At 69.8% G+C, this 14,599-nt stretch carries 14 protein-coding genes; 11 read left to right on the forward strand and 3 right to left on the reverse strand.

Annotated elements, in window-relative coordinates:
• Nucleotides 1–169 precede the first annotated feature (169 nt).
• Together ACTMTU_RS31545 and ACTMTU_RS31550 are read right to left on the reverse strand one after the other, a co-directional pair.
• Nucleotides 170–1,189: a C40 family peptidase gene (locus ACTMTU_RS31545; RefSeq protein WP_441266849.1), complete on the reverse strand. Its 1,020-nt coding sequence runs from the start codon at nucleotides 1,187–1,189 to the stop codon at nucleotides 170–172.
• 356 nt (nucleotides 1,190–1,545) lie between these two features.
• Nucleotides 1,546–2,334 (reverse strand): SAM-dependent methyltransferase, encoded by a 789-nt coding sequence (locus tag ACTMTU_RS31550; RefSeq protein WP_441266850.1) that lies wholly within the window; start codon nucleotides 2,332–2,334, stop codon nucleotides 1,546–1,548.
• 224 nt (nucleotides 2,335–2,558) lie between these two features.
• Between ACTMTU_RS31550 and ACTMTU_RS31555 the strand changes: the two genes are divergently transcribed.
• From ACTMTU_RS31555 to ACTMTU_RS31585, 7 genes are all read left to right on the forward strand, one after another.
• Nucleotides 2,559–2,726 (forward strand): hypothetical protein, encoded by a 168-nt coding sequence (locus ACTMTU_RS31555; RefSeq protein ID WP_441266836.1) that lies wholly within the window; start codon nucleotides 2,559–2,561, stop codon nucleotides 2,724–2,726.
• 339 nt (nucleotides 2,727–3,065) lie between these two features.
• Nucleotides 3,066–3,374 (forward strand): hypothetical protein, encoded by a 309-nt coding sequence (locus ACTMTU_RS31560; protein WP_005315450.1) that lies wholly within the window; start codon nucleotides 3,066–3,068, stop codon nucleotides 3,372–3,374.
• Nucleotides 3,375–3,503: 129 nt separating this feature from the next.
• Nucleotides 3,504–4,358 carry a hypothetical protein gene (locus ACTMTU_RS31565; protein WP_441266837.1) on the forward strand — a complete coding sequence of 285 codons (855 nt, stop codon included), beginning with the start codon at nucleotides 3,504–3,506 and terminating at the stop codon, nucleotides 4,356–4,358.
• Entirely contained in the window at nucleotides 4,348–5,643 is a 1,296-nt protein-coding gene (locus tag ACTMTU_RS31570; protein WP_441266838.1) for a hypothetical protein, read from the forward strand. The genes ACTMTU_RS31565 and ACTMTU_RS31570 overlap by 11 nt, the downstream gene beginning before the upstream one ends.
• The gene (locus ACTMTU_RS31575; protein ID WP_189468459.1) at nucleotides 5,640–7,196 is read left to right on the forward strand and encodes an SCO6880 family protein; all 1,557 of its coding nucleotides are present in this window, start codon (nucleotides 5,640–5,642) and stop codon (nucleotides 7,194–7,196) included. The genes ACTMTU_RS31570 and ACTMTU_RS31575 overlap by 4 nt, the downstream gene beginning before the upstream one ends.
• Before the next feature lie 18 nt (nucleotides 7,197–7,214).
• A complete protein-coding gene (locus ACTMTU_RS31580) occupies nucleotides 7,215–8,627 on the forward strand; it encodes an ATP-binding protein (protein ID WP_441266839.1) in 1,413 nt (470 codons plus the stop codon).
• Nucleotide 8,628: 1 nt separating this feature from the next.
• Entirely contained in the window at nucleotides 8,629–10,113 is a 1,485-nt protein-coding gene (locus ACTMTU_RS31585) for a type VI secretion protein (RefSeq protein WP_441266840.1), read from the forward strand.
• Nucleotides 10,114–10,125: 12 nt separating this feature from the next.
• Here ACTMTU_RS31585 and ACTMTU_RS31590 read toward each other — a convergent pair whose 3' ends face one another.
• Nucleotides 10,126–10,665, reverse strand: coding sequence for a GNAT family N-acetyltransferase (locus tag ACTMTU_RS31590; protein WP_441266841.1), 540 nt, complete (start codon nucleotides 10,663–10,665; stop codon nucleotides 10,126–10,128).
• A 132-nt stretch (nucleotides 10,666–10,797) separates the two neighbouring features.
• On the opposite strand from ACTMTU_RS31590, the gene ACTMTU_RS31595 reads away from it, so the two are divergent.
• The 4 genes from ACTMTU_RS31595 to ACTMTU_RS31610 are packed head-to-tail and all read left to right on the forward strand — an operon-like array spanning nucleotide 10,798 to nucleotide 14,490.
• Entirely contained in the window at nucleotides 10,798–11,736 is a 939-nt protein-coding gene (locus ACTMTU_RS31595; protein WP_441266842.1) for an ABC transporter ATP-binding protein, read from the forward strand.
• On the forward strand, nucleotides 11,733–12,503 hold the full coding sequence (locus tag ACTMTU_RS31600) for an ABC transporter permease (protein WP_441266843.1): 771 nt from the start codon (nucleotides 11,733–11,735) through the stop codon (nucleotides 12,501–12,503). Before ACTMTU_RS31595 ends, ACTMTU_RS31600 begins: the two co-directional genes overlap by 4 nt.
• 32 nt (nucleotides 12,504–12,535) lie before the next feature.
• Nucleotides 12,536–13,819, forward strand: coding sequence for a sensor histidine kinase (locus ACTMTU_RS31605; protein WP_441266844.1), 1,284 nt, complete (start codon nucleotides 12,536–12,538; stop codon nucleotides 13,817–13,819).
• Entirely contained in the window at nucleotides 13,816–14,490 is a 675-nt protein-coding gene (locus ACTMTU_RS31610) for a response regulator (RefSeq protein ID WP_441266845.1), read from the forward strand. Before ACTMTU_RS31605 ends, ACTMTU_RS31610 begins: the two co-directional genes overlap by 4 nt.
• Nucleotides 14,491–14,599 lie beyond the last annotated feature (109 nt).

Raw genomic sequence — 14,599 nt, forward strand, 5'->3', positions numbered from 1 at the left:
TGTCTGCTGCATGGTCAGTGCGGCCTTCCCTGCCCAGGGAACGACGTGATCGGCGGTCGCGTTCCACTCTCCACCGAACGATCACCATGACGTTATCGAAGAGTGACACGTCGTCGCAGCTCAGAGCCCTGGCACCACCGTCGTGTTCCAGCCACTCGGACGCTTCCGCTCATGCCTCAGGAGCCTTCGGCAGATCCGTGGGCAGGGCGCGCGCGCCGTCCTCGGTGACGCGTGTCGCGCCGAAGTAGTCCGGGGTGTCGATCTTGTCGAACCGGATCACCGCACCGGTGTACGGGGCGTTGATCATGTACCCGCCGCCGACGTACAGCCCCACGTGCCGGATCGCCCTCGAGTTGGTCAGGTCGTCCGAGAAGAAGACCAGATCGCCCGGCAGCAACTCGTCCCGCGAGGGGTGCGGCCCGGCGTTGTACTGGTCGTTCGCCACCCGCGGCAACTCGATCCCCACCGTGCGGTAGGCCGCCTGCGTCAGGCCCGAGCAGTCGAAACGCCCACCCTGCTCCGGCGTTCCGTTGCCGCCCCACAGGTACTTGGTGCCCAGCTTCTGTTGCGCGAAGTAGATGGCCCCGGCCGCCTGCTTCGACGGCTCCACCCGGCCGACGGGCTTGGCGAAGCTCTGCTCGAGCGTCCGGATGACCTTCACGTAGTTCTGCGTCTCACGGTACGGAGGCACACCGCCGTACTTGATCACCGCGTATGCGCCCGCGTTGTACGCGGCGAGCATGTTGTCGGTCGGATCACCCGGCGCCTTGCGAACATATCCGGCCAGTTCGCAGTCGTACGAGGCCGCCGACGGGATCGCGTCCTCCGGGTCCCACACATCGCGGTCCCCGTCCTTGTCCCCGTCGATCCCATGGGTGGCCCACGTGCCCGGGATGAACTGGGCGATGCCCTGCGCGGCGGCGTGGCTCTGCGCCCTCGGGTTCCAGCCGCTCTCCTGGTAGAGCTGGGCGGCGAGCAACGCGGGGTTGATGGCCGGGCAGAGGTTCCCCCACTGCTGCACCAGCGACTGGTACTTCGCCGGCACGGCCCCCTTCGCCAGCCCCACCGCCCCGTTCTTGGAGCCACCGAGGAGCCCGGAGGCCGCCGAGTACGTGCCGACGACGAGCAGCGCGACGAAGCACAGGCAGAACCCGATCGAGAGCCCGGCGACCAGCCACGCCTTACGCACCGTCAAACACCCCTCAGCGCCCGGTAGTCCGCATCGGCGTCAGTCTAGGCGTCCACCCGCCTCCCGTGGAGGCGCTCACCCGGGCGCACCGGCTCACCCTGTCCGCCGTCTTCGACGAGCGCCGCGGGAGGCATGCATCTCCGGCAGGGCGCGGCCGACACGAACTTCGAGACCACACTCTCCGAGGACGCGGCAGCCGTGCGAGAGATCGCCAAGGATCCGTACCGTCTCGTTTCCCTCGGGCTCGACGAGAAACACAGCGAGCGTGGACTGCGACGATGCGGCGGCCGGCCCGTGACCATCGCGTGCCCGGAGCCGGCCGGGCCGGGGCGGCATGCCCGCCCCGGCGGCCCCGGCTACGGCTTGCGCCCCACGCCCCCGTACATCGCGACCTCTTCCGGGCTGAGCGGCTCGGCGGGATCCGGGCGCCAGCGGTTGCAGGAGACCACGCCGGGAGGAAGCAGCTCCAGGCCGTCGAAGTAGCGCTCCACCTGCTCCGGCGTGCGCTGGGTGAGACGCGGGGTGCCGTGCTCGTTCCAGAAGGCGACCGCCGCGTCCACGTCCGGCATCGACGGGCTGGTGATCGTGTGCGACAGCGCGAGGTGGCTCCCGGACGGCAGTGCGTCCATGAGCCGGCGCACCACCCCGTACGACTCCTCGTCGTCCTCGATGAAGATCACTACGCCGAGCAGCATCAGCGCGACGGGCTCGGAGAAGTCGAGCGTCTTGGCCGCCTGCTCCAGGATCGTGTCGATGTCCCGCAGGTCGGCGTCGAGATAGTCGGTGCTGCCTTCCGAGGTGCCGGTCAGCAGGGCGCGGGCGTGTACGAGGACGAGCGGGTCGTTGTCCACGTAGACGATGCGCGCGTCGGGGGCGACGCTCTGGGCCACCTGGTGGGTGTTGTCGGCGCTCGGCAGACCCGTCCCGATGTCCAGGAACTGACGGATTCCAGCCGTTCCGGCGAGATGCCGCACGGCGCGACCGAGGAACTTTCGATCGGCCAGGGCGTAGTCCCCGATGCCCGGATGCAGGGTCCGGATCTGGTCGCCGACCTCCCTGTCGACCGGATAATTGTCCTTGCCACCGGTCCAGTAGTTCCAGATCCGCGCCGTGTGCGGGCGCGTGGTGTCTATACGAGCGGCCATGGGCGCGTTTTCGGTCACCCGGCGAAGCGTAGGCAACTCGGCCTGTGAGCAACAGGGTTGAGTAGAAACCGGCACAGATGCCGTCGCGAGGGCACCCCGGACCCCGCGAAACTGGTCTGGACCAGTTGCGGCTACTCTGTGTGACGCAGCCCAGAAGGCTGAGGTCAGACCCCCCTCCGGCGACCACGGCGGGGACCGGTAACACAGCACCACAGGAGCAACACGTGAAGAACGCTGCGAGCGTGACGGACGCACCCGCCACACAGGACGCCCGCGGGGGAAGAACAGAACGCCGAAGCAGTGACGCGGGCGGCACGGTGGCGACGGTGACCTTCATCGCACTCCTCGCCATCGCACTGGGCGTGCTCGGCTACATGGTGGCCATCCGCTGAACCGGGGCCGAGGCCCGGTGAGCACTGCGGCGGCGCGGATCCCGACGGGGATCCGCGCCGCCGTCGTCGTAGCCCGCACGAACCACCCCAAAGGTGGAACAACGACAGTCATTGCTCGAAGTCACCCTCCGTGATACACAGAGTAACCATGCATCCACTCGCACCGATCCGAACCGCGCCACCGCAGGTCAGGGGGGCCGGCTCGGTCATACGTGCGGAGATCGGGTAAAGAGACCCTCCAAGTCGGCATACGCGGGCGGTTTCATCAGCGAAGATAGAGCCTGAGCCTGTGCCGAGCCGGCGTGGGCGGCCAACAACCCATCTGGGGCGGTGAGTTACATGATCCTGGCAGCCGAAAAGGGCGATATCACCACCATCATCGGCGGAATCGCCCCGAACTGGGGGCCGTTCGGGAGCCTGGGCAACGAGGCTCGAGTGATGATCGAGGTCGTGATGGCCATTGCCATCCTGCTCTGCCTCGGCATCGCGATCTGGGGAGCGGCCAAACAACGCATCGGCGCGACGGCACTGCGCGACACGTTCAGCGCCGAACAGGGCAAGGGCCTGATCGTCGCCGGTCTGACCGGCGTCTTCATCATCGGGTCACTGGGGACCTTGTTCACCATCGTCTACGGGATGGCTGTCTAGCACCCGTCAGTCCTCTCCGGGCACGCCCGGGCCCACCGTTCGAGGTTGCGTCTCCCTGATGTCGAGTCACCACACCGCGCCGACGCGGCAAGCAGTTCGTCCACCACTGGTTGAGGGGGCCTGGGCCAGATGAGCCTCGGCGACGATCACGGCTACGGCGGCGAGCCGGGCCGTACGAGCGACGGCTTCGGCGGCTCGGGCCAGACCCGTACCCGCCTCCCGGGCAGCACCGACACGGACGTCTACGGCGGCGCACGGCGCACGGGGCGCAGCAGCTCACGGTCGCTCATCACGGTGGTGGGTGTGGTGGTGCTGCTGATCGCGGCGATCGCCTTCGCCAACCAGGGCGGCAGCGCGGACTCCCCGCCGGAGGCCGCCGGCAAGGCCCCCAAGGCCCAGCCGACGGCCCCGTCGGGCGTCCGCCCGGTGAAGGGCAACGCGGGCGGCATCCCGACGGGGTACGCGCAGGACGAGCAGGGGGCGCAGAGCGCGGCGGCGAATTACGCGGTGGCGCTCGTGTCGGCCGAGATCCTCAAGCCCGACCCGCGGCGCGCCATCGTGCGTCAACTGTTCGTCGCCGCCAAGGTCCCTGAGCTGGAGTCAAAGCTCGACCAAGCCTACGACGAGACCTTTCTGGACAAGCTCGGTCTCGATGCGAACGGCAACGCCGCACCGGGCATGACATATGTGTCCCGCACAGCGCCTGTCGGGACCAAGGTCACCAAGTACAACGACACCAGCGCGACCGTCGAGGTCTGGTGCACAGGTGTGTTCGGAACCGCTGGAGTCAGCTCCACCAACCCGGTGACGAACGACTGGTTCACCATGACGCTGCAGCTCCGGTGGACGGATGCGGACTGGAAGGTCGAGAACTTCTCTCAGAAGGACGGCCCAGCACCGGTGAACGCGGATCGCACAGCCTCCAGCGCCGACGAAATCGCCAAGGCAGTCGAGCAGTACGGAGGGTTCACCTATGCCCGGTAGCCCGCGACGCGCAGCACTCACGGTGGCAACGGCGTTCGCCACCGTGCAGGCAGCGGCCGTCCTGACCGCGACGGAGGCCACTGCGGCTCCCACGCCCTCGCCTTCCGACCAGGGCAAGTGCGACCTTATCGTCGGCCCCGCCCGCGACTACTGCGAGAACGGCGAAGCCCCCGCCACCCCCGGTCGGTCGTCCGTCGACGACCCCACCGCCGCGCTCGATCCGTTGTCGTCGCTCGCCCGCGGCTGCGCCGACGCCGCGTCGTGGACGATCGGGAAGCTGTCGCAGGCCGTCGAGTCGACGGCCACCGTCGACTTCACGAACCTGACCTTCCTCGCCCACTACGCCATCGTCTTCGCCGCCGCCTCGATCCTCACGCTCCTCCTGTGGCTGCTGGCCGTCGCCAAGCGGGCCATCCGGGGCGTGCCGTTCATGACGGCCGTCTCCGAGGCGATCGGGTTCCTGTGGCTGACGGTCCTCGCGTCCGCGTTCACGCCGCTGATCCTCTACACACTCGTCTCGGTCACCGACAGCGTCACCGAGGTCGTCTCAGGCAGCACGTCCGGGCAGACGGAGATGTTCTTCGGGAACTTCTCCAAGGCCCTCGCCAAGGGCGACGACATCGGCGGCGGACCGATCATGCTGATCGTCGTCTCGCTCGTCACGATCCTCGCAGCCGGGGTGCTCTACCTGGAGCTGTTCATCCGGGCCGTGCTGCTCTACGTCGGCGCGCTCCTCGGCGTCGTCGTCTACGCGGGCCTCGTCGACAAGAACATGTGGGGCCACGTCCGCCGCTGGGCCGGGATCATGATCGCGATCATCCTGGTCAAGCCGGTGATCGTGATCGTGCTGGGCCTCGCGGGCGCGCTCTCCGCCGACGACGGGCCGGACTCGTTCTCCGCCGTCGTGTCCGGGCTGGCGATCATCCTGCTCGCCATCTTCGCCTCCGCGATGATCTACCGTTTCGTCCCCGGGTTCGGCGACGAGATCGCCGCCTCCCGCAACAATCGCATCCAGAACGGCGCCGAGGGCAAGGCGGCGGCCGTCATCAGCTCGCCTGCCGCCCTCGTCTCCCAGGGCATCAAGACCCACAGTTCCCGTGGCAACACCGGTGGCGACAGCGGCGGCAGCACCCCCCGTCCCGCCAATCCCGCTTCCGGCGGCATGGCGGCCCACGGCAGCCGTACTCCCGCGGCCGGCGGCAGCGCCGCGCCCGCGCCCCGTAACAGCCCGACCGGCGGTACCCCGCACAGCAATCGCAACAGCACAGGAGGTGGCCGGCGTTGACGACCCAGTCCCAACCGATCACGCCCCGCCGCACGTACCTCATCGGCCGTGCCCGGCCGAACGCGGTCATCGGCAAGAACCGCGAGACCGGCGAGATCGCGCTGATCATCGCCGGCGCGTTCCTCGGCATGATGAGCGGGCTGCTGGTCCCGGTCCTGTCCCTGCGCATCGTCCTGCTGATGGGCTTCCCGATGCTGGCGCTCGCCGCCGTCTACGTGCCCTACAAGCAGCGCACCTTCTACAAATGGTTCGAGATCAACCGCAGCTACAAGCGTTCCCTGCGCAGCGGCGGCACTCTCTACCGGTCCGGCGCCGTCGAGGCCGGCACCCGGCTCGACGGGCGGGAGGTCGAGGTGGGCCCGCCGCCCGGCATCGGGCGGATCAACTGGCTGGCCGCACCCTTCGGCCCCGACGAGATCGCCGTGCTGCTGCACGCCGACCGCCGCACCGTCACGGCCGCGATCGAGATCGAGGGCCCGGGCGTCGGCCTGCGGGACAGCGAGGACCAGGAGGCCCTCGTCGACCGCTTCGGCACGCTGCTGAAGCATGTCGCCAACGGCGACGGCTTCGTGACCCGGCTTCAGATGCTCGCCCGTACCCTCCCCGCCGACCCGGACGCGCACGCCAAGGACGTCGCCCAGCGCGGCAACGCGGCGGCGCCCGGCTGGCTCCAGCAGTCGTACGAGCAGCTTCAGTCGATGGTGTCGACGTCCAGTGAGCAGCACCGCGCCTATCTGGTGGCGTGCATGCACTACTCCCGCGACCTTGCCGCGGAGGCGCACGCCATGGCCCGTGCCGTTCGCCATGCCTCGGGCGCGAAGCGGCTCGACAAGGACGCCGGTCTGGCCGTCGTCATGGCGCGTGAACTCACCGACATCTGCGCCCGGCTCGCCGAGGCCGACATCCGCGTACGGCAGCCCCTGGGACAGTCCCGGCTCGCCTCGCTCGTGCACTCCATGTACGACCCGGACCACCCCATCGACCACATCCAGGCAATGACGAAACGGAACGCCTGGCCGGCCGAGCTGGACGCAGTCGAGCCCACCTACCTCCAGGCGAAGACCCGCGAATCGTCGACCCGCGCCCCGTGGTGCCACTCCACCGCGTGGGTGAAGGAGTGGCCGATGACCCCTGTCGGCGTCAACTTCCTTGCCCCGCTGCTCGTCCACACCCCCGACGTGATCCGTACGGTCGCGGTCACCATGGACCTGGAGCCCACCGAGGTCGCCATCGAGCGGATGCTCACCGAGAAGACCAACGACGAGGCGGACGCCAGCCGGGCCGCCAAGATGAACCGGACCGTCGACCCGCGCGACATCGCCGCGCACGGCCGGCTCGACCAGCGGGGTGAAGATCTCGCGAGCGGTGCGGCGGGGGTCAACCTCGTCGGGTACATCACTGTGTCGTCGCGTTCGCCCGAGGCCCTGGCCAGGGACAAGCGCACGATCCGGGCCTCCGCCGGCAAGTCGTACCTGAAGCTGGAGTGGTGCGACCGCGAGCATCACAGGGCCTTTGTGAACACCCTGCCGTTCGCGACCGGCATCCGACGCTGACCGAGAGGGCAGTCCGCCATGCGAGATCCGCTGTCCGTCCTCACGGATTCCTTCACCTCCTTCCTCTTCGGGAAGGTGGAGACCACCCGTCTTCCCGTCCGTACCTCGACGGGCCAGGCACAGGCCGTCTACCTGCCCACCGCCGCGCCGGGCCTCGGCGACTCGGGTGTGATCATCGGCCGCGAGGTCTACAGCGGCAAGGGCTACATCTACGACCCGTTCCAGCTGTACGGGCAGCAGCTGCCCGCCCCGCACTGGCTGGTGCTCGGCGAGTCCGGCAACGGCAAGTCGGCGCTCGAGAAGACGTACGTACTACGGCAGTTGCGTTTCCGCGACCGGCAGGTGGTCGTGCTCGACGCGCAGGGCGAGGACGGCGTCGGCGAGTGGAACCTCATCGCGCAGGAGCTGGGGATAACCCCCATCCGGCTCGACCCGATGACGGCGCTCGACGGCGGTATCCGCCTCAATCCGCTCGACCCGTCGATCACCACGACCGGCCAGCTGGCGCTGTTGCGCACCATCATCGAGGTCGCGATGGGGCACGGCCTCGACGAGCGCGCAGGCTTCGCGCTCAAGGTCGCCCACGCGTATGTCAACGCCAGCATCACCGACCGGCAGCCGGTCCTCACCGACATCGTGGAGCAGCTTCGGCATCCCGAACCGGAGTCCGCGGAGGCGATGAACGTCGACATAGACGACGTACGCGCCTGGGGCCTCGACGTGGCACTGGTCCTGGACCGGCTCGTCGACGGCGACCTGCGCGGCATGTTCGACGGACCGACCACCGTCGGCATCGACCTCGACGCCCCGCTGATCGTCTTCGACCTGTCGCACATCGACCGCAACTCCATCGCCATGCCCATCTTGATGGCGATCGTCGGTGTGTGGCTGGAGCACACCTGGATCCGGCCCGACCGCAAGAAGCGCATCTTCCTGGTGGAGGAGGCGTGGCACATCATCAACAGCCCGTTCGTCGCGCAGCTCTTCCAGCGGCTGCTGAAGTTCGGGCGCCGGCTCGGTCTGTCGTTCGTCGCGGTGGTCCACCATCTGAGCGACGTCGTGGACGGCGCGGCGGCCAAGGAGGCCGCCGCGATCCTCAAGATGGCGTCCACCCGGACGATCTACGCCCAGAAGGCCGACGAGGCGCGGGCCACCGGGCGGGTACTCGGCCTGCCACGTTGGGCCGTCGAGATCATCCCGACACTGACTCCGGGTATCGCCGTGTGGGACGTCAACGGCAACGTCCAAGTGGTCAAACACCTCGTGACGGAGGCGGAGAGGCCCCTCGTCTTCACCGACCGGGCCATGACGGAGTCCTCGGCCCCTTCCGTGCCGGAGCATGTCCAGGCCGCGGAATGGGAGGCGGAGCAGCGCGCGCGGCTCATCGAACAGCAACGGTTGGACGAGTCGTCCGAGTCGACGGTGGCATGAGATGCACGAGGGGCGTCAGGGACAGGGCGGCGGCCGGCCAGGAGAGCGCCAAGGGGGCGTCCCGGACGGCCTGTTGGTCGGGCTGCTGGCCTTCCTTCTCGGCCTGACGCTGCTCGTCTGGTCGGCGACGGGACTCGCCGGTCTGTTCGCCCACGGCGCCTGGCCGGCGGGCGTCACGTTCGGCAACACGCCCACCGCCATGCGGGAACTCGCCGCCGCCCCGCACGACCTGGCCGGCGCCTGGCCCACCACGCCACCGGCGCAGCTCTCGGGCTACGGACTTTTCTGGGGCCTGCTCATCGGCCAGTTGATGGTGCTGATCGTGCTCACGGTGTTCACACTCGGCACCGTCGCACGCTGGCGCACCGTCCGGGCGGCGGCACGCGAGGAGCGCAGCCGGCTCCGGGAGCAGCCCTCGCGGGAGCAGCGGCCGCACCAGGAGGCCCCCATACACGCACAGGTCATGGCTGAAGCGGCGCCCGCTGCCGAGGCCGCTCCCGTCGCGCCCGTGGAAGCGCCCGCGGCGGTCCCGATCCCCACCGTCCCGGCCCCGCGCGCCCGTACACCACGCGTGCTGTACGGCGACCGCACCGTCCGCCGCCCCGCCGCCGTGCAGGCCCTCCTCGACGCCGAGGGCCCGGCGCTCGTCGTCACCTCCGACCCCACGGTGTGGGCCGACACCAAGGACGCGCGGGCCAAGCTCGGCCCCGTACTGGTCTACGACCCCGGGCACCTGTGCGACACCCCCGACCGGCTGCACTGGTCCCCCACGACGCACTGCGAGGACGACAGGACAGCGGCGGCCCGCGCGACCGCCGTGCTGGCGCCCGTACGCCCCCGGGCACTCATCGACGCCACCATGGCGGACACGGCAGAGACGCTCCTGCGTTGCTGGCTCCACGCCGCCGCCGTGGACGGCCGCCCGTTCCGCCAGGTCCACCGCTGGGCCCAGGGCACCGGCGCCCACGAGCCGGTACGCATCCTCCGCACCCACCCCAAAGCGACGGCGGGACTCGCCGGGCTCCTCGAGTCGGCGCTCACCGCCCACCCGGAACGGCGCGAAGTGGCACAGCAGTTGGCCATTCGTGCACTGTCCGCGCTGTCCTCCGTCCACATCCGTGAGGCGTGCACACCGAATCGAACGGATTCGCTCGCCCTGGAATCATTCGTGAACGAAGCGGGCACGCTCTATGTGGTGGGTGAACCGATCGAGGATCCTCGCACCCACCCTGGCGCGATGCCTCTGTTGACGGCGCTCGCCGCAGACGTGGTCGAGCACGGCCGCCGCATGGCCGCACGGTCATCCGACGGTCGGCTCGACCCACCAATGACGCTCGTGCTCGACGACGTTGCGGCCGTCGCCCCGCTCCCCCGCCTCCCAGAACTTCTGGCCACCGGCCAGGACCAGGGACTGCCGACGCTCGCCCTGCTCCGCTCCCCCGAACAGGCCCGCGCACGCTGGCAGGACGCGCTCCCCGCACTCTGACCTCCGCCCCCGCTATCGCCGGATCTCGTACTCCCGGGCCGGCGGGTCCTCGGGCACGGGCGCAAGGTCGTCGCTCGGCACGAACCCGACCTTGCGGTACAGGGCCGCGGCCCGCTCGTTGTCCTCGTGGAACAGCAGCCGCACCCGGTCCACCCGCGGCGAGTCCAGCGCCCACGACCAGTCCAGCGCGGCACGGAACAACTCCGCCGCGAGCCCGCTGCCGCGCGCCTCCGCCCGTACGAACACCCCCACCACATGGGTCTGGTCGACCGGCGCCGGCTTGCCGATACGCGCGCTGCCCTTGGATTCCACCAGCACGGACACCGTGCCGTCCCACCGGCCGTCCGGCGCCTCGGCCACGAACTGGACGACGTCCAACCCGGCGGCGGCCGACGAAGTGCGCTCCTGCCAGAACGAGTCGGGCTGTCCGATGGCCTGCTCGTACGACTCGTAGAACGCTATCGGGGCAAGAGGGTCCTGAAGGGCGGCCAGCCGCAGGTCGCGGGCCTGCGCCCACTCCTCGGCGCGCACGCGCCGGATCACATGTTCCATCCCCCGATACTGGCCCTGCCCTGCGCCCCTGAGCAATGCCGTTTCCCGGTCGTACCCAGGTACTACGCCGCTCCCCGGGCTCCCGCCCGCGGTCGGACGACCGGCCCTCTCCCGCTCCATAGCGTCGGTGACATGACCGAATCACACGGCATCGAAGCCGTCGGACTCACCAAACGCTACGGCGACAAGACCGTCGTCCAGGACCTCACCTTCAGCGTCAGGCCGGGCTCCGTCACCGGCTTCCTCGGACCGAACGGCGCCGGCAAGTCCACCACCATGCGCCTCCTCCTCGGCCTCGACGCCCCCACCCGCGGGCACTCAACCGTCGGCGGTCGCCCCTACGCGACCCACCCGGCGCCCCTCACCCAGGTCGGAGCCCTGCTGGAGGCCCGCTCCATCCACCCCGGGCGCACCGCCAGGAACCACCTTCTCGCGCTCGCCCACACCCACGGCATCCCGACCTCCCGCGTCGAAGAGGTCATCGGCATGACCGGCCTGACCGATGTCGCAGGGCGGCGGGTCAAGGGCTTCAGCCTCGGCATGGGCCAGCGTCTCGGGATCGCCGCAGCCCTCCTCGGCGACCCGGCCACCCTGATCCTCGACGAACCCGTCAACGGACTCGACCCCGACGGCGTCCTCTGGATCAGAACACTCCTGAAGTCCCTCGCCGCGGAGGGCCGTACGGTCCTCGTCTCCTCGCACCTGATGAGCGAGATGGCCCTCACCGCCGACCACCTCGTCATCATCGGCCGCGGCAGGCTGCTCGCCGACACGACGGTGGAAGCGTTCGTGCGGGACGCCGGCGCGTCCGCCGTGAAGGTGGTCTCACCGGAAGCGTCCTCCCTCGCCGGCGTCCTCGGCGGACCGGGCATCGACGTGGAACGGGCAGGCCCCGACGAGCTGCTCGTACGCGGCACGGACAACAGGAGCATCGGCCGTACCGCCGCCGCCCACGGGATCCCCCTGTTCGAACTGACCCCTGTCACCGCATCGCTGGAACAGGCCTTCATGGACCTCACGCACGAGGCGGTCGAGTACCAGGCCGTCCCGCTCGAAGGAGCAGCAGCATGAGCACGTACGAACTGACCCCCACCCGTGTGCTGCGCTCCGAGTGGCACAAGCTGTGGACGCTGCGCTCGACCTGGATCACCCTGATGTCGGCCGGGCTGCTGACGTTCGGCATCGGCCTCCTCATGGGCGCCACCTACGAGACGGGCGGTGGCGACGGTGACGTGGACGTGGTCGTACTCACCCTCATCGGCGTCCAGTTCGCACAGATCGCGTTCGCCGTCCTCGGCATCCTCGTCACCGCGGGCGAGTACTCGACCGGCATGATCCGTGCCTCGATGACCACGGTGCCCCGCAGGCTCCCGGTGCTCTGGTCCAAGGCGGCCGTCTTCGCCGCCGTCACCTTCGCCGTCACGCTCACCACCGCGTTCGTCACCTTCCCGACGGCGCAGCTCTTCTTCGCCGGCACCGACCAGGAGGCCTCGCTCGGGGACCCGGGAGTCGTGCGCGCCCTCGTGGGCAGCTCGGCCGGACTCACCCTGCTGGGGCTGATCGCCCTCGGACTGGGTGCGCTCGTGCGGTCGGTGCCCGGAGCGATCGGCGCGTTCATCGGCGGCATGATGGTGCTGCCCGAGGTGATCTCCATGCTCCCGTACGACGTCGTGGCCGATGCCGTGGAGTACTTCCCCACGAAGGCCTTCGAGTCCCTCCTCTCGTCGGAGGCGATCCCAGGAGCGGCCTCACCGGGCGGCGCACTGCTGGCCCTGACCCTGTGGGCGGCCGCGACCCTCGCGGCGGCCGCCGTCCTGATCAAGCGCCGGGACGTCTGAGGCCGGGCCGGCCGGTGTACGAGGATGTGAGCATGCGCATGGCCCAGCAGAAGCGCCCCCCGCAGGCCGCCCCCGCTCCACAGGGCTGGTCGACCGGCGCCCAGCCGCTCACCCGCCGGCTCCAGCGCCTCACCGAACGACTGCGCGCCTTCGACCGCCGCCGCCCGCTGGTCTGGGACCTCCACCTCACCGCGGTGTTCGTGTTCGCCGCGCTGGTGGACGCGGCGGGCGGCTGGCGCAACGTCGCCTTCAACGACGATGTGCCGTCGTGGCTGGTGCTCACCATGAGCCTGGGCTTCTCCGTGCCGCTGCTGTGGAGGCGCGGCCATCCGCTCGCCGTGCTCCTGGTGATGCTGCCGTTCTCCCTGGCCAACGCGGCGAGCGGCGCGCATCTTCAGGCGTCGTTCCTTCAGATGATCGCCGTCTGCAACATCGCGCTGCGACTGCCGTTGCGCACCCTGGTGTGGTCGTTCGGCACCGTGCTCGTCCCACTGGCGGTCGGTGCCACGGCCTACCCGGTGGGCAGTTGGGACCAGCAGTTCGTGCCGATGTTCTACAGCTTCGCGCTCGTCGCCCTGTTGGGACTCGCCGTCCGTTCGCGGCAGGAGTTCACGGCCTCCCTGGTGGAGCGCGCCAGGCAGCTCGAGGTGGAGCGCGACCAGCAGGCGCAGCTCGCGGCAGCCGCGGAACGCACCCGAATCGCCCGGGAGATGCATGACATCATCGGCCACAACCTGTCGGTCATCACCGGTCTCGCGGACGGCGGCGCCTACGCCGCCGCGGGTTCCCCTGAGCGCGCGGCCCAGGCCCTCCAGGCCATCGGCACCACCAGCCGCCAGGCCCTGACGGAGCTGCGGCGGCTTCTGGACGTCCTGCGCGAGGACCCGGATGCCCCACCCCCCGCGGACCTCACCCCACAGCCCGCCCTGGCCGACCTGGAACGGCTGGTCGACGGCGTACGGGCAGCGGGTCTGTCGGTGGACCTCACGGTCGACGGCGACCCGGGCCCACTGCCCGCGGGGCGCCAGCTGACGGTCTACCGGGTCGTGCAGGAGGCCCTCACCAACTCCCTGAAGCACGGTGGCCCCAAGGCGACAGCCACCGTCGCCGTGCGGTACGCGGCGGACGCAGTCACCGTCACGGTCACGGACACCGGGGTCGGCGGCGGTGCCACACCCGGGAGCACGGGCCGCGGGCTGGCCGGTATGCGGGAGCGAACAGCCCTGTACGACGGCACACTTGAGGCCGGTCCGCTGCACCGGCCCCCGGGGGGCTGGCGCGTACGTCTCCACCTTCCGAAGGAACCCGATCAGTGACGACAGTGCTCATCGTCGACGACCAGCCCATGCAGCGTTTCGGCTTCCGGATGCTGCTGGAGAGCCAGGACGACATGACGGTGGTGGGCGAGGCCGGAAACGGCGCCGATGCAGTACGTCAGGCCGCGGAACTCCACCCCGACGTCGTCCTGATGGACATCCGCATGCCGGGTCTCGACGGGATCGAGGCGACGCGGCGCATCGTCGCCTCGGGCGCCCGCACTCGGGTCCTCATCGTCACGACGTTCGACCTGGACGAGTACGCCTACAAGGGCCTGCGCGCGGGCGCGAGCGGCTTCCTCATCAAGGACGCGATGCCGGAGGAGCTCCTCTCCGGCATTCGTGCCGTGGCCGCCGGAGACGCGGTGGTCGCTCCGAGCCTCACCCGCCGGCTCCTGGACACGTACGTGCAGCACCTGCCGGAGACCACGGCCGTCGGTACCGGCGAGCCGGTACCGGACGCGCGTCTGGCACGGCTGACGGAACGGGAGCGCGAGATTCTTACGGTGATCGGCCAGGGCTGGACGAACACGGAGATCGCGAGCCGGTTCCACCTGGCCGAGTCAACGGTGAAGACCCATGTGAGCCGCATCCTGTCGAAGACCGGCGCGAGGGACCGCGTCCAGGCGGTCATCCTGGCGTACGACACCAGGCTGGTGAACCCGTCCTGAAGATCCAGGGCGGTGCCCCTGAACGGGAATTGCCCTTGAACGCAGGAAAGCCCCGCACCAGAGGTGCGGGGCTTTCCCACAATGATTGTTCGGCGGCGTCCTACTCTCC

Origin of the sequence: Streptomyces sp. OZ13, assembly GCF_052068155.1 — a bacterium.
Lineage (GTDB): Bacteria > Actinomycetota > Actinomycetes > Streptomycetales > Streptomycetaceae > Streptomyces.